The organism is Burkholderia sp. MS389, assembly GCF_016899425.1.
Taxonomy (GTDB): domain Bacteria; phylum Pseudomonadota; class Gammaproteobacteria; order Burkholderiales; family Burkholderiaceae; genus Burkholderia; species Burkholderia sola.
Genome location: NZ_CP045996.1, coordinates 292,425 through 310,454, shown reverse-complemented (window position 1 = coordinate 310,454; position 18,030 = coordinate 292,425). Strand labels below are relative to the sequence as shown.

At 67.2% G+C, this 18,030-nt stretch carries 17 protein-coding genes; 3 read left to right on the top strand and 14 right to left on the bottom strand.

What is annotated here, in order from left to right; translation table 11 throughout:
• Window positions 1-56: 56 nt before the first annotated feature.
• Window positions 57-434: a sugar ABC transporter ATPase gene (locus GJG85_RS31000; RefSeq protein ID WP_204384804.1), complete on the bottom strand. Its 378-nt coding sequence runs from the start codon at window positions 432-434 to the stop codon at window positions 57-59.
• Between the two features lie 89 nt (window positions 435-523).
• Between GJG85_RS31000 and GJG85_RS30995 the strand changes: the two genes are divergently transcribed.
• Window positions 524-1,576, top strand: coding sequence for an RNA-guided endonuclease TnpB family protein (locus GJG85_RS30995; RefSeq protein ID WP_060733338.1), 1,053 nt, complete (start codon window positions 524-526; stop codon window positions 1,574-1,576).
• 206 nt (window positions 1,577-1,782) lie between these two features.
• A complete protein-coding gene (locus tag GJG85_RS30990; RefSeq protein WP_089490133.1) occupies window positions 1,783-2,763 on the top strand; it encodes a helix-turn-helix domain-containing GNAT family N-acetyltransferase in 981 nt (326 codons plus the stop codon).
• A 209-nt stretch (window positions 2,764-2,972) separates the two neighbouring features.
• On the opposite strand, the gene GJG85_RS30985 is transcribed toward GJG85_RS30990, so the two are convergent.
• The 13 genes from GJG85_RS30985 to rbsK form a co-directional block, all read right to left on the bottom strand.
• On the bottom strand, window positions 2,973-3,302 hold the full coding sequence (locus tag GJG85_RS30985; protein ID WP_050016590.1) for an H-NS histone family protein: 330 nt from the start codon (window positions 3,300-3,302) through the stop codon (window positions 2,973-2,975).
• Window positions 3,303-3,627: 325 nt separating this feature from the next.
• Window positions 3,628-4,977, bottom strand: a complete 1,350-nt coding sequence (locus GJG85_RS30980; protein ID WP_204384720.1) for a reverse transcriptase family protein — start codon at window positions 4,975-4,977, stop codon at window positions 3,628-3,630.
• A 327-nt stretch (window positions 4,978-5,304) separates the two neighbouring features.
• Complete coding sequence (gene hutC, locus GJG85_RS30975) at window positions 5,305-6,060, bottom strand: histidine utilization repressor (protein WP_050016586.1); 756 nt, start codon at window positions 6,058-6,060, stop codon at window positions 5,305-5,307.
• A 50-nt stretch (window positions 6,061-6,110) separates the two neighbouring features.
• Window positions 6,111-7,604, bottom strand: coding sequence for a histidine ammonia-lyase (gene hutH, locus GJG85_RS30970; RefSeq protein WP_050016584.1), 1,494 nt, complete (start codon window positions 7,602-7,604; stop codon window positions 6,111-6,113).
• A 7-nt stretch (window positions 7,605-7,611) separates the two neighbouring features.
• Window positions 7,612-8,403, bottom strand: a complete 792-nt coding sequence (locus GJG85_RS30965) for an ATP-binding cassette domain-containing protein (protein ID WP_050016582.1) — start codon at window positions 8,401-8,403, stop codon at window positions 7,612-7,614.
• A 27-nt stretch (window positions 8,404-8,430) separates the two neighbouring features.
• Window positions 8,431-9,177 carry an ABC transporter permease subunit gene (locus tag GJG85_RS30960; RefSeq protein WP_050016580.1) on the bottom strand — a complete coding sequence of 249 codons (747 nt, stop codon included), beginning with the start codon at window positions 9,175-9,177 and terminating at the stop codon, window positions 8,431-8,433.
• Between the two features lie 12 nt (window positions 9,178-9,189).
• Window positions 9,190-9,912: an ABC transporter permease subunit gene (locus tag GJG85_RS30955; RefSeq protein WP_050016578.1), complete on the bottom strand. Its 723-nt coding sequence runs from the start codon at window positions 9,910-9,912 to the stop codon at window positions 9,190-9,192.
• Between the two features lie 93 nt (window positions 9,913-10,005).
• A complete protein-coding gene (locus GJG85_RS30950) occupies window positions 10,006-10,866 on the bottom strand; it encodes a transporter substrate-binding domain-containing protein (RefSeq protein WP_050016577.1) in 861 nt (286 codons plus the stop codon).
• Window positions 10,867-11,197: 331 nt separating this feature from the next.
• Window positions 11,198-12,163: an SDR family oxidoreductase gene (locus tag GJG85_RS30945; RefSeq protein ID WP_089490195.1), complete on the bottom strand. Its 966-nt coding sequence runs from the start codon at window positions 12,161-12,163 to the stop codon at window positions 11,198-11,200.
• A 198-nt stretch (window positions 12,164-12,361) separates the two neighbouring features.
• On the bottom strand, window positions 12,362-12,775 hold the full coding sequence (locus GJG85_RS30940) for a DoxX family protein (protein WP_050016574.1): 414 nt from the start codon (window positions 12,773-12,775) through the stop codon (window positions 12,362-12,364).
• Between the two features lie 629 nt (window positions 12,776-13,404).
• Window positions 13,405-14,352 carry a dihydrodipicolinate synthase family protein gene (locus tag GJG85_RS30935; RefSeq protein ID WP_124555142.1) on the bottom strand — a complete coding sequence of 316 codons (948 nt, stop codon included), beginning with the start codon at window positions 14,350-14,352 and terminating at the stop codon, window positions 13,405-13,407.
• Window positions 14,353-14,395: 43 nt separating this feature from the next.
• The gene (locus GJG85_RS30930; RefSeq protein ID WP_050015698.1) at window positions 14,396-15,715 is read right to left on the bottom strand and encodes an MFS transporter; all 1,320 of its coding nucleotides are present in this window, start codon (window positions 15,713-15,715) and stop codon (window positions 14,396-14,398) included.
• Between the two features lie 60 nt (window positions 15,716-15,775).
• Window positions 15,776-16,702: a ribokinase gene (rbsK, locus tag GJG85_RS30925; protein ID WP_050015576.1), complete on the bottom strand. Its 927-nt coding sequence runs from the start codon at window positions 16,700-16,702 to the stop codon at window positions 15,776-15,778.
• A 250-nt stretch (window positions 16,703-16,952) separates the two neighbouring features.
• On the opposite strand from rbsK, the gene GJG85_RS30920 reads away from it, so the two are divergent.
• On the top strand, window positions 16,953-18,020 hold the full coding sequence (locus tag GJG85_RS30920; protein ID WP_089490135.1) for a LacI family DNA-binding transcriptional regulator: 1,068 nt from the start codon (window positions 16,953-16,955) through the stop codon (window positions 18,018-18,020).
• Window positions 18,021-18,030 lie beyond the last annotated feature (10 nt).

The following is an 18,030-nucleotide window of genomic DNA, read 5'->3' as shown; positions in this document are numbered from 1 at the left end:
GGCGATCCGGCAACCGCATCGCACGTCGCGGTTGCCGCCTACCGAATCGGTACGCATCAGCGCAGCGGCGTGCGGATTTTCCCGTCGACCTTCAACGTGCGCCGGTCGCGCGCGACCTCGTATTCGACCGTCTGCGCGGGCGTGACCGCGCCATAGGACCGGCCGTTCACATAGACGACGCCGTCGCGCAACTCGACCCTGTCGCCGTTGACCGTCGCGGTGGCGCGGTCTCCCTGCAACACCGCGCCCGAACAGCCGGCGGTCGAGAAGCTGCGGACCGACGTGTCCGGCATCGCGGCCTTCCCGCCGCCCGGGTCCGCCGCATGCGCGGCGCTGCATGGCAGCGCGTCCATGGTGCCGGCCGCGTGGAGCGGCACCGCCCCGATGCCGCTCCCGGCAAGCAACGCGATCGTCATCGGCAGCAGCTTGTTCATCAGTTGCTCCGAGAAACCCCGTCCTTCAGGACGGGGAGGAAAGGAGTGCAGTTGACAGGCAGCTTCTTCCACGGGTTAGGATCACTTGCATGATCCTTGTCTACCGCTACCGCGTGAAGTCGCTCAACGGACTGCTCAACAAGCAGAGCCGTGCGGTGAACTACGTCTGGAACTTCTGCAATGACACGCAGAAGCACGCGCTCAAGTGGGGCAAGAAGTGGCCGACGGGATTCGATCTGAACGTGCTGACGACTGGCAGCAGCAAGGAACTCGGCATCCACTCCGGCACGGTCAACGCGACGTGCGAGCAATATGCGAAGTCGCGCAGTCAGTACCGTCGGCCCTACCTGCGCTATCGCGGCAGGAAATCGCTGGGCTGGGTGCCGCTGAAGGGCCGCGACCTGAAGCGCGAAGGCGACGCGTTTCGCTTTGCCGGCAACACCTTCCGCGTGTTCAACAGCCGACCGCTTCCCGAAGGCAAGATCAAGGATGGAACCAACTTTGCGCAGGATGCGCGCGGCAATTGGTTCTTGAACATCGTGATCGAGATGCCGGATGTTCAGGCTCGTCCGATCCGTTCCGGCGTCGGCATCGATCTCGGCCTGAAAGACTTCGCCACACTTTCGACCGGCGAGAAACTGCCCAATGACCAGTTCGGTCGACGCGCGGCGGAAAAGCTGGCGAAAGCGCAACGGGCGCGAAAGCACAAGCGGCATATCGCGAAGCTGCACGCCAAGGTCGCGAATGCCCGTGCCGATTTTCAACACAAGCTCGCGCTCGATCTGGTGCGGCGGTTCGATTACATCGCGGTCGGCAACGTGTCGGCCGTCAAACTTGCCAGAACCAGGATGGCAAAAAGCGTCTACGACGCGTCCTGGTCGTCCTTCCGGAACAAGCTCCGCTACAAAGCGATCGCGCACGGAGCCACGTTCGAGGAAGTGGACGAAAGCGGTTCGACCCAGTCCTGTTCGGCGTGCGGGTCGAAAGACAGCACGACGCGACCGAAAGGTATCGCGGGACTGAGAATAAGAGAATGGACCTGCAGTGACTGTGGTGTCGAACATGATCGTGATATCAACGCTGCGCTGAACATTCTCCGATGCGGACGTGCATCGCCAGGTGTGGGAATCCTCTCCCTTTAGGGAGAGGAAAACGTCAACGTGATCTCCGTGGTCCGCGGTCGTCGATCGTGGGTCGATCGACACCCCTGTTCGCAGGTCGGCCCGCGCCGCCCAGTATGCGGCCACTTCGCCGCGTCGAAACAACCGATCCACGTGAAAATCGCCTTGCTCAAGTTGCGACCCGCAACTATTATTGATTGCGATACGCAACCGTTCGGGAGCAAACCATGGACCTCATCGACGCACCGGCCAAGCCGCGCGACGCAACCATCCTCGAGCTGCGCGACTTTTCGCGCAAACTGGTGCGCGAGCTCGGCTTCATGCGCGCGACGCTGGCCGACAGCGACTGGGCGCCGTCGGCCGTGCATGCGATCCTCGAGATCGGGATGGCGCCCGGCATCAACGCGAAGGATCTCGGCGCCATCCTGCGGCTCGACAAATCGAACACGAGCCGGCAACTCGCGCGGCTCGAAGCGGCCGGTATCGTGGAGCGGCGCGTGTCGACCGAGGATGCGCGTGCGATCGAGCTGTACCTGACCGCCGAAGGCAAAAAGCTCCAAAAAAGAATCGACACGTTCGCGACCGATCAGGTGTCGAATGCGCTGCGCCGCATGATTCCGGCCGACCAGCAGGCGCTGCTGCGTTCGCTCGCGCTGTATGCCGATGCGCTCGCGCAGGACAACGCGGCCAGGGCGAGCGTCGCGCCGGCCGATGCGCCGTCGGTTCGCGAAGGCTATCGGCCGGGCTGCATCGGCGATATCGCGAGCCTGCATGCACGCTTCTATGCGGAGCACTGGGGTTTCGGCGCGTTCTTCGAACAGCGGGTGGCGACCGAGCTGGCCGCCTTCGCGGGCGCGCTGCCGGCCGACGGCAAGGCGCTCTGGCTGTGCGAGGCAGACGGCCGGACGCTCGCGTCGCTCGCGATCGACGGCGACCCGGCGACGGGCGTCGCGCACCTGCGCTGGTTCATCGTCAACGACGCGTTGCGCGGCTCGGGCGTCGGGCGTCGGCTGATGACGCTGGCGATGCGTTTCGTCGACGAGCACCGGTTTCGCGAGACCTATCTGTGGACCTTCAAGGGGCTCGATGCCGCACGTCATCTATACGAGTCGTTCGGCTTTGCGCTGACGAGCGAATCCGCGGGCACGCAGTGGGGGACCGAAGTGGTCGAGCAGCGCTTCAGCCGGCCGGGGCCGGCTGGCGGTTGAGATCAGCGGACGTGATCGCAGCTGGCCGGACGGCGGACGCGAAACGGCGGGCAATGCGCGGAAACGGAAAAGGAAAGGAGAAAACGTCGATCCGGTACGGCGGCGAGGCCGACGATGTCGCGATCAGGCCGGACACCGAATGAAAGACAGCCGGCCGGCCCGCCTGCGCGAACCGGCCGGCGCCGGATGGCCTTGCGGCGCGGCGGGCTTCAGCCCTGATCGTCGCCCGGCCACCAGGTCCTCGCCTCGCGGTCGACGGCGAGCGTGTCGAGATCCTTGCCTTCGAGCCATTTCGGCCGCGGGCCGCGCCCGGACCACGAGCGGCCGGTCGACGGATCGTAGTACTTGGCAGGCGCCTTGCGCTTGCGCTGGACGATGTAGCCGAGCGCGCTCAGCACTTCCTGCTGCGAAATTCCCAACAGTTCGACCTGTTCCTTGAAGGCCGCGAGCGCGGCTTGCTTCTCCTTCTGCTTCGCCTCTGACAGCTTGATGTTCAGGTCCCGAAGTTGTGCTTCGAGTTCCTGCAGGGCCTGGGTCATGTATTCATCCTCTTTGGGCATGTTTTTGCAAAAAGCTCCGATGGCCGAACCTACCACGAAGTTCCGCCCATAGGGGCTGTCAAATCGGTGAATCGTCCACCTGAGCCGGCATGATTTGCGCGACGCGCACCAAACGACGTCGTGCGTCACTGACAGGCAGGACCAGGCCGGCAACGGGCGGCACGCCGCGTACGCATGCACGGGACGAACGGCGGCGGCAAGTGATTCGCCGCCCCTGACACGGGCGCGGCATGGCGCGAATGATAGCAGTGCGCGGCGTCGTGTTGCAGAAGTCGCTGACCGGAGTCGATTCGGGCCCGACGGTTCAGCGGTTTTCGCTGCCGGCGTCCCATGCGATCCGGTCGAACAGCGTGCGCAGCTTCGCGCCGCGCGCCGCATTCAGCGCGGTCGCATGCGCGACGCGTCCGGCCAGATGCGCGCGAAAATCCGGATGCGCGTCGCGATTCTGCGACGCCGGGCCATGCCGGATGCAGTTGGTCAGGATGGCCTTCAGGCGATCGAACGCGTCGCGCGCCAGGTTCGGATGGCGGTTGACGACCACGCCGGCCAGTTGCTGCCGCGTGCCGCGCGGCATCACGCGCGTCTTGCGCAATTGCAGCGCGAAGCCTTCCTCGAATGCGATCGCGGCGACCCGGATTTGCAGCCGCTCGACGTCGCGCGCCAGCGCATCGCCGCCGGAAAACGCGAGATCGTCCGCATAGCGCGTGTAGGTCGCATCGAGCGAACGCGCGAGCGCGGCGAGCCGCATGTCGAACCGGAACGCGCACAGGTTCGCGAGCGCCGGCGACGTCGGCGCACCCTGCGGCAGATGCCGTTCGCGATAGCGCTGGCGGCCGATCCAGTCGAACCGGTCGCGCAGGTCCGGCGCGAGCAGCCGTGCCGACGGCACGCGATTGGTGCACAGCCCGGTGAGCGTGCGCGCGACTTCGGCCGGATACCCGAGCGTCGCGAACAGCGCATGGACGCGCGCGGCGCGCACCGACACGAAGAAATCCGCGAGGTCGAAGCGCACGACGACGTCGCGATCCGCATGCGGCGCCGCGAACGACACGATCCCGTGCCCCTTGCGAAAACCGTGTACCGCGCCATGCGGCGCGATGCGATCGAGCAGCTCGTGCAGGATGCGGCGCTGCGCTTCGCGCAGCCGCCCCTTCGGGATTTCGACGAGGCGGCACCCGCCGCTGCGCTTGTCGACCGGGACGTACGTGTAGTGATGCAGCGGCGTGGCGCTGCCGCGCGCGTCGACGCGCCAATGATCGGACAGCCAGTCGAGTGCCGACGTGCTGATGCCGAGCCAGCTGGCGAGATCGCCGGGCGTCGGCCATTGCGGCACGTCGCAGCCGGCGAGCGGCGCCGGCGGCGGTCGCTGCACCAGCGGCCGGCGCACGATGCGAATCACCGCCGGCCGACGGTCGCCATACCATGCACGCACGAACGCGGGCGCGTCGGCAAGGACCGCCGCGAGCACGTCGGTGTCGGTATCGGCCCAGTTCGCGGCGAAGCGGACGAGCGCGACGTCCGCGCATTCGTACGTCCACGGCGGCGCGTCGCCGAGCACGGCCGCCATCCGCGCGACGACGCCGTCGCGCTCGGGCGAACCGGCGAGCATCGCGTCGGCAATCGTACGGGTGGTGTCGCGCAGGGATGAGTGCATGGACGAAGAGGGGCGGGACGATGAGCCAACGTGGCTGGTACTGCGAGTGCAGTCGTTGCGCAACGCGCAACATGCGCACTTGCGACGCATCGGCGTATCGATCTGATCCACGGGGTAGCCCCGTAGTCCTGGAACATCGGCTGCCTGTTCCGGGCGTGTGCTTGACCCGCCGCCCCGCGTCGCGACTTTAATCGGCGACGACGCCGGGTGTCAAATCGAGCCGGACGACGCGCGATGCGCGGCGGCATCGCGATGCGGTCGCCCGATTTCCCGACGCGCCGGCCGAAGCGGCAAACGGCCCGCTCCGCCCAGCGCCACCCTGCTTCCCTACATGTTGCCCGCCAGATGAAACCGCGACGCCGGATGCCACAGCCTGACCGACGTGGCGACCTGCTCGCCGACCCACGTCCGGCGTCGCAGCAGCAGACACGGTTCACCGATTTCCATCACGAGATGCCGGCGCACCTGCGCATTGGGCTTCTCCGCGTAGATCTGGAACTCCGCACGCTGGATCGGCGCCAGTCGCACCATGTAATGGTTCGGCGTCTCGATCGTGAAGTCCTGCTCCAGATACGCGGGAAACAAGGCCGGATTGACGTAGCGATCCTCGAACTGGATCGGTTCGTCCTCCTCGTAATGCACGATCCGCGAATGAAACACGGGCCCCGCGCGCAGTCCGAGCGCGTCGATCGCATCCGGGTCGACGCTGCGCTCGATCATCAGCACGCGCGCACTGTGCCGATGGCCGCGCTCGGCGATCTCGTCCGCGATGTTGCGGATCTCCAGCACCGTCGATTCGTAATGCCGGCGCTCGACGAACGTGCCGGCGCCCTGGATGCGCGTCAGCACGCGCTCGGCCGTCAGTTCGCGCAGCGCGCGCGACACCGTCATCCGCGCCACGCCGAATTCCTTGACCAGTTCCGCCTCGGTCGGGATCGCGGCGCCGGGCTTCCAGTCGCCCTGCGCGATGCGCTCGACGACGTAGCGCTTGATCTGCTGATAGGCCGGCAGCGCCCGCGCCGGTACGGTGTCGACCGATGCCTTCGCAGGCCGTGCGGAAAGTCTGCGTTCAGTTTCGCTCATGCGCCCTCGACCGGATGAATGTGGGGTGATCGGCCCGTCCTCGACCGTCGTCACTGCAACGACGGCGGCGCACCGGCGACGATGCCGGCCGCGATCGCGATATCGTCCGCGAGCGGCCGGTCGTCGTGATACGCCGGCACGCGTTCGCGCACCTGCCGCCACAGCGCGTCGGTCGATGCGGCCCGCGCCGTTTCGGCCGGCTGCAGGTCGTACGCCTGCGCGGCGGCCAGCAGCTCGATCGCGAGCACGCGCGTCGTATTCTCGATGATGTCGAGCGCCTTCAGCGCGGCCGGCGTCGCGTGACACAGGTGATCTTCCTGCAGCCCCGACGTGATACCGCCGTCGAGGCTCGCCGGCGCGGCAAGCCGCTGATTCTGCGCGACCAGCGCGACCGCCGTGTACTGCGCGATCATGAACCCCGAGCAACTGCCGCCCGGCGCGGCAAGAAACGCCGGCAGCCCGCTGACGAGCGGATTCACGAGCCGGTCGAGACGCCGCTCCGCGATCGCGGCGACCTGGGCCATCGCCGCCGCGAGGCTATCCATCGCGAGCGCGATGCCCGCGCCGACCGCATGCGCCTGCGAATGCACGGCCGGCGCCTCCCGCGTGCCGGCGACGATCGGATTGTCGGTGACGGACGCGAGTTCGCGATCGACGACCTCCGCCGTGACGTCGAACACGTCGCGCGCCGCGCCGTGCACGTGCGGAATCGTGCGCAGGCTGAGCGGATCCTGCGTATGCCGGCCGCTCGCCGCGACGAGCATGCCGCTGTCCGCCAGCAATGCACGCAAACGGGCGCCGACCTGCCCGATACCGGGCGAAATCCGCAGCGCGAGCGAAGCCGGATCGAATGCGGCGAGCTGCCCGCCGAGGTTCTCGAAACTCATCGCCGCGATCCAGTCGGCCCAGTCGAGCAACCGTTCGGCGCGAACCAGCGCGAGCGCGGCCAGCCCCGTGACGCACGGCGTCCCGTTGACGAGGCTCAACCCCTCCTTCGCACCGAGGACGAGCGGTTCGCGGCCGATGCGCCGCAGCGCCTCGTCGCCGCGCACGCGTTCGCCGCGATGGCGCGCATGGCCGTGCCCGACGCAGACGAGCGCGACGTGCGCCATGTGGGTCAGGTACCCGACCGAGCCGTGCGCCGGCACTTCGGGCAGGCAATCGTGCTCCAGCAGCGCGACGAGCTGTTCGACGACGTCGGCCCGGACACCCGAATGACCGTGCGCATAGTTGTTGATCGCGGCCGCGATGATCGCGCGCGTTTCGGCCGCGCCGAGCGGCATGCCGACGCCTACCGCATGACTCATCAGGATGTTGTGCGACAGCGTGCTCTGCTGGGCCGGCGATACGATCACGTCGCACAGCGCGCCGACGCCGGTATTGACGCCATAGGCGCGAATCCCGCGCGCGACGATCTCGTCGACGAGTTCGCGAGCGGCCACGACCCGCGCGCGCGCGTCGTCGGCCAACGCCAGCGGCTCGCCGGCCGCCACCGCCGCCACCTGCCGCCAGTCAAGCGGCTGCGCCGCACGGAATACGGTCATGGCAGCCTCAGTTCGTGGTGCGGTCGTGGTGGCTCGACACGAATTGCCGGAAGCGCTCGGAGGTCTGCCCGCCGAACACTTCATTGGGCGTCCCGTCCGTATCGACCTCGCCCTGATGCAGGAACATCACGCGATTCGACACGTGGCGCGCGAAACCCATTTCATGCGTGACGACCAGCATCGTGCGCCCCTCTTCCGCGAGCGAGCGCATCACGCGCAGCACCTCGCCGACCAGCTCCGGGTCGAGCGCCGACGTCGGTTCGTCGAACAGCATCACCTTCGGATGCATCGCCAGCGCGCGGGCAATCGCGACGCGTTGCTGCTGGCCGCCCGACAGGTGTGCGGGATAGTAGCCGCGCTTGTCCGCGAGACCGACGCGTGCGAGCAGCGCCTCGGCCTCCTCCACCGCTTCCGCGCGACTGCGCTTCTGCACGCGCAGCGGCCCCTCGACGAGGTTGTCGAGCACCGTCATGTGCGACCACAGGTTGAAGTTCTGAAACACCATCCCGAGCTGCGAGCGAATCCGGTCGACCTGGCGCCGGTCGCTCGGATGCAGCTTGCCGTCGCGCGCGCGCTTCATCGCCAGCTCTTCGCCCGCGAGCGCGACGGAGCCGTCGTCGGGCGTCTCGAGCAGGTTCAGGCAGCGCAGGAACGTGCTCTTGCCCGATCCGCTCGCGCCGAGGATCGAGATGACGTCACCCTCGTGCGCGTCGAGCGAAATGCCCTTCAACACGTGATGATCGCCGAACGACTTGTGGATGTTTCTGACCGACAGCGCAACGGGAGCAGTGGTGTTCATCGGATTCTCTTTGAAAGGACGGGGCGCTCAGGAGGCGGCGCGCTGAGGATTGCGCGCCGCCGCGGCGGACGCACCGGACGGCTTCGGCGCACGCAGGTGCCCGGAGAGCCGCCATTCGAGCGCGCCGAGCAGGCGCACGACGATGAAGTTCAGGCCCAGATAGATGAGGGCCGCGCAGACGAACACCTCGGTCGTCCGGTAGGTTTGCTGAATGATCTGCTGCGCGACGCCCGTCACTTCCCACACCGTGACGAGGCTCGCCAGCGCGGTCGACTTGACGAGCAGCACGGCCTCGGTCGAGTACGCGGGCAGGCACTGGCGCAGCGCGATCGGACCGATCACGCGCCGCAGCAGCGCGAAGCCCGACAGGCCGATCGAATAGCCGGCCTCGATCTGCCCGACCGGTACGGCCATCAACCCGCCGCGCAGGATTTCGGCCGTATAGCCGGCCGTGCACAGCGCCAGCGACAGCACCGCGCAGACGTACGGCTCGCGCAGCACCGGCCACATGAAGCTGTCGCGGATCACGCCGAACTGGCCGAGCCCGTAATACACGAGGAACATCTGGATCAGCAGCGGCGAGCCGCGAAACACCAGGATGTAGGCGCGCGCGAAGCGGTTCGGCAGCCAGCTCGGCGACACGCGCATCGTGACGATCACGAGCGACAGCAGGCCGCCGAGCACGAGCGATGCGAAGAACAGGCCGAGCGTGGTCGGTACGGCCGCGAGCAGCTGGCGCAGCGTATCGACGAGAAATGCGAAATCGATGGACATGCCCGTTCTCCGTCAGTTGCGCGCGAAATTGCGGCGGAACGACCGGCCGACGATCGCTTCCGCCCGGTTGAACACGCGGTTCGACAAGCCCGTCATCAGCAGATACAGCGCACCGCCCGCGACGAAGAACACGAAGTACTGGTGCGTCGAATTGGCGGCGATCTGGCTCGTGCGCAGCAACTCCGCGAGACCGGTGACCGAGATCAGTGCGGAGTCCTTCAGGCTCAGTTGCCACACGTTGCCGATGCCGGGCAGCGCGAAGCGCAGCACCTGCGGCACCAGGATGCGCCGCAGCACCATGCTGCGCGGCATGCCGATCGAGCGCGCCGCTTCGAGTTCGCCCTTCGACACCGCGAGCACCGCCGCGCGATAGACCTCCGCCTGATAGGCGCCCGAGATCATCCCGACCGCGAGCGCGCCGATCACGAACGGCGGCACGCCGATGAAGCCTTCCGCGCCGAACCACTGGCCGACGGCCGTCACGAGCGTCGAGCCGCCGAAGTAGAACAGATAGATGACGAGCAGTTCGGGCACGCCGCGAAATACCGTCGTATACAGATCGCCGAGCAGGCGCAGGGTGCGGTAGCGCGACAGCTTCGCCGCCGCGATCGCCGCGCCGATCACCGCGCCGACCGCGAGCGCCGCGAGCGTCAGCGCGACCGTCATCAATGCGGCGAGAAGCAGCACACCGCCCCAGCCTTCGGTACCGAAGCCGAGCATTTCAAGAATCTCCATGCGTGCCTCCCTGCATGCGTTGAGTGAATCCGGCTGAATGCATGCCGCCGCGCGTCGTTCGACGACCTTACGCGGCGGCGACCGAACGTGCGCTTACGGCGTGACGTCGGTCTTGAACCACTTGTCGGCGAGCTTCTTCACGGTGCCGTCCGCGAGCGCCGCGGCGATCGCCGTATCGAACTTCGTCTTCAGGTCGGCATCCTGCTTGCGAAACGCGAGCCCCTCGCCCGGCCCCCAGATCGGGCCGCCGAGCTTCGGCCCCGCGAGCACGATCGATGCGTTGTCCTTCTTCGCGTTGTTCGCCGCGTAGTACGTGACGTCGTCGAACGATGCATCGATGCGCCCCGCGACCAGATCGAGATCGCGTTCGGGCGACGTCTTGTACACGCGGATCGACGCGATGTCCTTGAAGCTGTCGTTGATGAATTTCGTGTAGACGGTGCCCGACTGGATACCGATCGTCTTGCCCTTCAGCTGCTTGCGCAGCGTGTCGACGGTCGGCTTGTCCGCGTTGGCGTCGCCCGTCAGCTTGACGATCGGCGCGCCGGGCGCGGCCTTCGGCAGGATCTTCGTATCGGTGACGGCGAACGTCGCCGGCGTCGCCGCATACGGACGCGAGAACAGCAGGATCTTTTCGCGCTCCGGCGTGATGGAAATCGCATCCATCAGGATATCGAACTTGCCGGCCTGCAGGCCGGGGATCATCCCGTCCCAGTCCTGCGCGACCATGTTGCACTGCACCTTGATCCGCTCGCACACGTTGGCGAGCAGTTCCGGTTCGAAACCGCCGAGCTTGCCGCCCGGCAGCGTGAGGTTCCACGGCGCGTAGCCGCCTTCGAGCGCGACCGTCACCGTCTTCCATTCCTTGGCCTGTACCGGTGCCGCCAGAGTGGCCGCCGCAGCCGCGATGACGCCGATCGTCCTGATTGCCCACTTGATGCGCTTGCCGTTCACGAGATTTCTCCTTGCGTTGAGGTTCGCCATCCCTTCGGTGCAGCAAGCCGCCTCAGGAATTTGTCTATACAAGCATGCAAGAAGAAAAACAGCGAAGCAAGCCGTGGTCAATAAAAACCGCGGAAACGCGGGAAATCCCCTAATTTCAAGGGTCTAGCGTGCATCGTTGCGGGGAAATCCGGCACATGTTTGGTGCAATTCGACTGATCGAATCTCAAGGATGACTAGACAAATTTTGAATTCGATCGCCGCTGCGCTCGACCGTGAAACACGTCTGAGGATCGGCGAGTGGATGTCGGCGAGGTATCGTGAGCCGTGAAGGACGCCGACCCTACCGCGCCTGCGGCGCATCGCGCAGCACGGACCGCAACGCAGTATCGAACGGCGTCGCGTAATCGATCCCGAGCGCGCGCACGCGCGCGGCATCCAGATGGCAGTCGTACGGGCGCGGCGTCGCGTCGGTCGGCTGGGCGATCGGCGCGAGCGACGCGTCGATGCCGAGCGCGGCCGCGATACGCTGCGCGATGTCGTACTTCGTCATCGGCTCCTCGCTCGACCAATGGCGAATGCCCGTGACGGATTCACCCGCGAGATGGCGCAGCGTCAGGTCGCGGATGACCTGCGCAACGTCGGGCGTGTAGGTCGGGTAACGGATCGCCCATGCGTCCATGCCGACCGCGTCGGCGCCCGGCCGCGCCGACGCGACGACGGCCGGCACGAGGCTCGTGACGGCCGATTCGCTCCAGTCGGCGATCGGGCCGAAGAGCAGCGGCAGGCGCAGCACGCACGACAGCGGCGAGGCGGCCAGCAGCGCGGCCTCGCCTTCCAGTTTGGTGCGGCCGTAGATGTTCAGCGGGTTCGGGGCGGCGTCCTCGCCGTAGGGGGCTGCCTTGCCGTCGAAGACGTAGTCGGTCGAGATGCCGAGCGTCCATGCGCCGTATCGCGCGGCAAGCGCGCCGACGCGGGCCGGTGCGGTGACGTTGATGGCGCGGGCGGCGGCCGGATCGCGTTCGCAGACGTCGGGGCGGCGTTCGGCGGCGCAGAGAATCACCGCTGCCGGTCGGTGAGTTTCGAAAACGCGTTCTAGGGACGGCTGATCGAGAACGTCGAGCTCGGCGACGTTTTCCGGCGGCAACGCGAGCAGTTTCGCGCCGGCGGTTTGCGGGTTCCGGATGGTTGCCAGCAGCGTCAGCGACGATTCGCGAGCCAGGGAGGCCGCAACCGCGCGGCCGAGCAGGCCGGAGGCGCCGATGAGGAGGATGGTTTTGTGCAGGGTCGACGGAGAGGGGTTTGGCATCGGTGCGATCAATCACGGGAAACGAATGGATTATCGAGCCTATTGAATCGCAGGAACGATCGCCGCGCAACGCTTCGATCTACTGGCTCGCATCCGGTCGCGAACATGTGCACCGATCTCTCCGTCGCCCGAAAAGGCAAAACCCGGCGCGCTCGCGCGCGCCGGGCTCCCGATACCGAACGGAAACGTCGCCCTGCGTTACTTCCGGTCGACCGAATACCGCCCCGGCCCGCTCAACGCGAGCAATAGCAGCCCGCCGACGATGCTCACGTTCTTGTAGAAGTTGATCATCGCCATGTACTGCTCCATTCCCTGCAGCGCCCAGTAGCGATGGCCGATCAGCGCGGTCGCGAGCGTATAGGCGGCGAACGCCAGCGCGAGCGGACGCGTATAGAAGCCGATCGCGATCAGCACGCCGCCCACCAGCTCGACCGCCACCGCGATCGCGGCCGCCAGCTCGGGCGCCGGGTTGCCGGTCGACGCCATGTACGCGACCGTGCCCGAGAAACCGGTCAGCTTCTGCCAGCCGAACAGCACGAACAGGATCATCATCAGCACGCGAGCGGCCAGCAGCAGCTCGTCCTTCTTCGACTCCAGCGAAACGTAACGCATAGCAATCACCCTTGAATTGACGGTTTGATGCGTCCGGTGCCGCTGCGCGCCGAATCGGCGCGCGATCGCGGCAACGGATCGCTCTTCGCGCAATCGGACGGCAAGCCATCTGGTCTGCCACCGAAGAATCCGTCCGGTGGCGCCGCGGCAGGCGGCGCGCTCCGGACCGGTTCTGGCGAAGCACGGGTGCAGTCTACTGTCACGCCTGAAATCATCAATATGCCAAAACATGATTCGCTGTCTCGAATTAGTGGACAATCCACGAAGATCGATCCGTCACGCGGCGTCTGCTGGCCATGCAAACCGCCGCCTCCGTCTGTCAGCAAGTTGAAGCTTCTTTACGTTACGGAATCAGTTGATAGTCGACACCGCGCTCGCGGATCGCGGGCGGTTCGCGTTCGTGATGGGGTGAATGGCCGTCGAATGACAGCCGGCGGTACGGCGGCGCAGCGGTATGACGGTACGCGTTGCCGCCACCGGCGTGATGGGAATCGCGATGTTTGGATGGCGCCGCGATTGCGACGCATCGTGCAAGACGGATCGTTCCAGCAGGCAACGAGCGTGCCGGCCACGTGCTCAGCACGCGATGCGATCGCGTGCCACGCCACTGGCGTGACACGCGTCCTCCGTTACAACGCAGCGATCCGCCGGCGGAAATGTTCGGTACCGGCGACGATCTTGTCGAGCACCGCGTCGAGCGCCCAGAAGCGTTCGCGCACGTCGTAGTCGATCGCCCGGCACTTGATCGACCCGAACGTGCCGATCCGCTGGTGATACAGCTTCGCGAGCGCCGGGTAGCCCAACGCCTCCGAGACCGCCGAGACGACGAGGAACGTCGACAGTTCGTCGGCGAGCGCCGGATTCGACTCGCCTTGCGTGCGCAACCACCGGTAGAGATCGGGATGGAAGTTCGTGAACACGCCGTTGAAACCGGCGGAGCCGGCCTTCATCGCGTCCCACGCGATCGCGGCGTTCGCGTTCAGGATCTTCAGCGGCGATCCCTCGGCAAGCGCGACGCGCCGCTTCACCGTCGCGAGATCGCAGCTCACGTCCTTCAGCATCACGAACCGACCCGTGTCGATGCACGCGCGCAGTTCGTCATCCGACAGAAGCCGCCGGTAAGGCGCCGGACATTCGTACAGGCCGAGCGGGAGATCCGACGGCAGTCGCGCGAGCAACCGGTGCAGATGGTCGAGCAACGCGGCGCTGCCCTTGCGTTGCGGATCGAGCCGGTTGGTCACGAGCACGACGCCCTGCGCGCCCGATTCGGCCGCCGCGCACAGTTCGGCGACCTGCGCGTCGAGATCGTCGCTGATGTGGCCCGACGCGACGACCGGCACGCGCCCGGCCACGCGCTCGACCACGAAGCGCGCGAGCGCCGCGCGTTCGGCCAGGCTCAGGAACTGCATCTCGCTCGATTGCGCGACCGCGAACAACGCATCCGAGCCGTGCGCCAGATACCATTCGATGAGCCGCTCGAGCCCGGCGTAGTCGATCGCGCCGGCGTCGTCGAACGGCGTCAGCATCACCGGCACGATCCCCTCGATGGTCACGTTCGATTGCTGCGGATGTTGCATCGGTTTCTCCTTCCTTCAGTGAATGCGAATGCAGGCTGCACGATCACGCCGGCAACGGTCCGGGCGCGGCGTTCGCGGCCTGTTCGGGAATCGGCTTGCGCACGAGCAGCAGATAGGCCATCGCGCCGGCGAACGCGATCGCCGCCGCGGTGAGCAGCGCGGGCACGAACGACCACTTCTGCGCGATGATGCCGGTCAGGATCGGCGCCAGCGCACCGCCGATGAAGCCGCCGAAATTCTGGATTGCGCCGAGCGACGCGATGCGGCTCGGCGGTGCGGCCGCCGTCGCGAGCGCCCACGAGCACGCCGACGCCGCGTTCGCGAGAAAGATCACGACCGAAATGCATGCGAGCGCAACCGTATTGCTCTGCACGAGCGCGGCCGGAATCGTGAACGCGACCATTCCGAGCATCGCGGCCACCACCGCGTTGCGCCGGCTCACGACCGGCGACCGGCTGCGGCGCGTGACGAAATCCGACAGCCAGCCGGCGACGAGCGAACCGACGAACCCGCACAGGAACGGCACCGATGCGGCGAATCCGGTACGAATCAGGCTCATGTGCCGCTCCATCGTCAGGTAGCCCGGCAGCCAGGTGAGGTACACCCAGTTCAGGTACACGGAGCCGAAGAAGCCGATCAGCATCCCCCAGGTCGTGCCGTGCGAGAACAGGCTGCGCCATTCGACGAAGGTCAGTTTCGGCGCGGCGGCGACGCTTTGCGCATCGGCATCGAGATAATTGCGCTCGGCGGTAGATAGTTGCGCGCGCACCGGATCGCGATACAGCGCGAACCACACGACGGCGACGACGAGACCGAGCGCCCCGGTCACGACGAACGCCCAGCGCCAATGGAACGAGGCCACGAGAACCGACAGCAGCAGCGGCGCAAGCGCGGTACCGAGCGGCGACGCGGCATTGAAAATGCCGGTCGGCGTGCCGCGCGCCCGCAGCGGAAACCAGTTGCTCACCACGCGCGCTGCCGACGGGAATTGCGGCGCCTCGCCGATGCCGAGCACGATGCGCGCGACGATGAACCACCCGAACGTGGACACGAGGCCGCCCGACGCCTGCGCGAACGACCAGACGATCAGCCCGATGCCGAGCAGCCGGCGCGGGCCGATGCGGTCGACCAGCCCGCCGACCGGAAACTGGCACAGCGCATAGCTCCATGAGAAGGCCGACAGCAGCAGCCCCATCTGCGCGAGCGACAAGCCGAGATCGCCGCGGATCGCCGAACTTGCGACGGCCAGCGTGCCGCGATCGAGATAGTTGACGATCCCGCTCGCCATCAACAGCGCGAGCGCGATGCGTTGACCGCGCCGGATCCGGGGCGGCGCGTGCGGAACAGATGGGTTGTCGTTCATGTCGATTGTCTCCATGTCACTGATAGGGGCCGGGTTCGGCCGTTCCGTCGCATGCGGAATTCAGGTGTCCGACCGTATGACCTCGTCGCGCGTCGGGATCGACGTCTGCGCGCCGTGGCGCGTGACGCTGATCGCGGCCGCCCGCTGGCCGAAGCCGATTGCGTCGTCCATCGACGCGCCGCCGGCCCGCGCGGCTGCAAACCCGCCGACGAACGTGTCGCCGGCCGCGGTCGTATCGACGGCCGCCACCGCGATCGCACGATGATGGCCGCTGCCTGCGCTGCCGCGCCAGCAGACGCCGCGCGCGCCGAGCGTGACCAGCACGTTGCCGGCGCCCTTCGCGCACAGCGCCTCGGCGGCGCGCGCGGCCGACACGTCGTCCCCGACGGCGATGCCGGTCAGCGACTCGGCTTCGGTTTCATTGACGACGAGATAGTCGACCCGCGCCAGCAATGCATCGAAGAGCGGCTGCGCGGGCGCGGGATTGAGCAACACCGGCGTGTGGTGCGCGCTGGCGCTGGCAATCGCGCGCGCCACGGTGGCGACCGGCACTTCGAGCTGGCACACGAGCAGCGCGGCCTCGGCGATCGCGTCGCGCGCCGCGTCGATCCGGTCGGCATCGACGCACGCGTTCGCGCCCGGCACGACGACGATGCTGTTCGCACCGCCGTCGTCGACCGTGATCGTCGCGACGCCGGTCGCCGTGCCGCCGATCCGGTGCAGGTGCGTCACGTCGATGCGCTCCGCCGCCAGCGCGGCGTGCAGGCGCGCACCGAACGCGTCGTCGCCGACGCAGCCGATCATCGCGACCGACGCGCCGAGGCGCGCGGCCGCCACCGCCTGGTTCGCGCCCTTGCCGCCGTGAACGGTCTCGAACGTCGTGCCGAGCAGCGTCTCGCCCGGCACCGGCAGGCGCGGCGCGCGCGTGACGAGATCGATGTTGACGCTGCCGACGACGGCGATACGCGGTGACGGGATGCCGTTCATTGCTTGATGTAACCGCTTACATTTGAGACCGACAAAATGACTGAAAAGGCCGTCGTCTCGGAAAATTTCGCCATACGGATTGGAAAAGTGTCTGACATAATAGGGAATCAGCAGCAAGATAGCGCTTACATTCTGGCAGGCTCGATCGAGAATGCAAGCGGGCCATCATGAATCGAGGGTAAACAATGACGCCAATGACGCTTCTGACGGCACACGGCAGCGGCACGGTCGCCACGTGCGGAGGCAACCGATGAGCACGCCCCGCGCACGCCGCGGCAGCGGCCGCTCGGTGCTCGGCGACGTCGCGAAGCTGGCCGGCGTGTCGACCGCGACCGTCTCGCGCGTGTACAACGATCCCGGCAAGGTGTCGGCCGACGTGCAGCAGCGCGTGCGCGACGCGGCGCTCGCGCTGAACTGGATCCCGAATGCGGCCGGCCGCGCGCTCGCGTCCACGCGCACCCACATCACGGGCGCGATCATTCCGACCCTTGACGATCAGGTGTTTGCGTCGCAGGTCGCCGGCATGCAGACGGTCATGGCCGAGCACGGCATCACGCTGTTCCTCGGCTGCTCGAACTACGACCCCGCGCAGGCGCTCGCGCAGGTGCGCGCGATGCTGTCGCGCGGCGTCGAAGCGGTGTCGCTGGTCGGCGAAGCGTATCCGCCGGAACTGTTCGAACTCCTTGCGATGCATCGCGTGCCGTACGTCGTCACGTATGCGTACCGCGACGACAGCCCGCACTGCTGCATCGGCTTCGACAACCGCGCGGCGTTCGCGCGGCTCACCACGCACCTGCTCGATCTCGGTCATCGCGATTTCGCGATCATCATGCAGCCGTCGACAGACAACGACCGCGTGCAGGCCCGACTGCGCGGCATTCACGACACGCTGGCCGCGCACGGGCTCGCGGTGCGCCCCGTGCATCAGCACGAAGGCGCGGCCACGATCGCGTTCGGGCGCGCGAGCCTGCGCGCGATCGCCAGCAGCGACGCGGCGACGCGGCCGACCGCCGTGATCTGCGGCAACGACGCGCTCGCGCTAGGCGCGCTGCTCGAAGCGCAGGCGCTCGGCATCGACGTGCCCGCGCAGTTGTCGATCACCGGGTTCGACGACATCGCGCTCGCGCGCGAGATCCAGCCGCCGCTGACGACGATGTGGGTCGACACCGACGCGATCGGGCGTCAAGCCGCGCATGCGTTGCTCGACGCGCTCGAAAACGGCGCCACGGGGTCCGGCCATGCGGTCCAGCCCGAGTTGCGCATACGGGAATCGGCGGCGCCGCCGCAGGCGCGCGCGGCGCGGAAGAACAAGACGTAGCGGGGCAGCG

Bases quoted from the DNA above. Each gene is read 5' to 3' on its own strand.
- GJG85_RS30965 (WP_050016582.1), bottom strand. From the start codon at position 8,403: ATGAACACCACTGCTCCCGTTGCGCTGTCGGTCAGAAACATCCACAAG.
- GJG85_RS30980 (WP_204384720.1), bottom strand. From the start codon at position 4,977: ATGCACTCATCCCTGCGCGACACCACCCGTACGATTGCCGACGCGATG.
- GJG85_RS31000 (WP_204384804.1), bottom strand. From the start codon at position 434: ATGAACAAGCTGCTGCCGATGACGATCGCGTTGCTTGCCGGGAGCGGC.
- GJG85_RS30920 (WP_089490135.1), top strand. From the start codon at position 16,953: ATGAGCACGCCCCGCGCACGCCGCGGCAGCGGCCGCTCGGTGCTCGGC.
- GJG85_RS30955 (WP_050016578.1), bottom strand. From the start codon at position 9,912: ATGGAGATTCTTGAAATGCTCGGCTTCGGTACCGAAGGCTGGGGCGGT.
- GJG85_RS30995 (WP_060733338.1), top strand. From the start codon at position 524: ATGATCCTTGTCTACCGCTACCGCGTGAAGTCGCTCAACGGACTGCTC.
- GJG85_RS30990 (WP_089490133.1), top strand. From the start codon at position 1,783: ATGGACCTCATCGACGCACCGGCCAAGCCGCGCGACGCAACCATCCTC.
- GJG85_RS30985 (WP_050016590.1), bottom strand. From the start codon at position 3,302: ATGACCCAGGCCCTGCAGGAACTCGAAGCACAACTTCGGGACCTGAAC.
- GJG85_RS30960 (WP_050016580.1), bottom strand. From the start codon at position 9,177: ATGTCCATCGATTTCGCATTTCTCGTCGATACGCTGCGCCAGCTGCTC.
- hutH (WP_050016584.1), bottom strand. From the start codon at position 7,604: ATGACCGTATTCCGTGCGGCGCAGCCGCTTGACTGGCGGCAGGTGGCG.
- GJG85_RS30945 (WP_089490195.1), bottom strand. From the start codon at position 12,163: ATGCCAAACCCCTCTCCGTCGACCCTGCACAAAACCATCCTCCTCATC.
- GJG85_RS30930 (WP_050015698.1), bottom strand. From the start codon at position 15,715: ATGAACGACAACCCATCTGTTCCGCACGCGCCGCCCCGGATCCGGCGC.
- GJG85_RS30940 (WP_050016574.1), bottom strand. From the start codon at position 12,775: ATGCGTTACGTTTCGCTGGAGTCGAAGAAGGACGAGCTGCTGCTGGCC.
- GJG85_RS30935 (WP_124555142.1), bottom strand. From the start codon at position 14,352: ATGCAACATCCGCAGCAATCGAACGTGACCATCGAGGGGATCGTGCCG.
- hutC (WP_050016586.1), bottom strand. From the start codon at position 6,060: ATGAGCGAAACTGAACGCAGACTTTCCGCACGGCCTGCGAAGGCATCG.
- rbsK (WP_050015576.1), bottom strand. From the start codon at position 16,702: ATGAACGGCATCCCGTCACCGCGTATCGCCGTCGTCGGCAGCGTCAAC.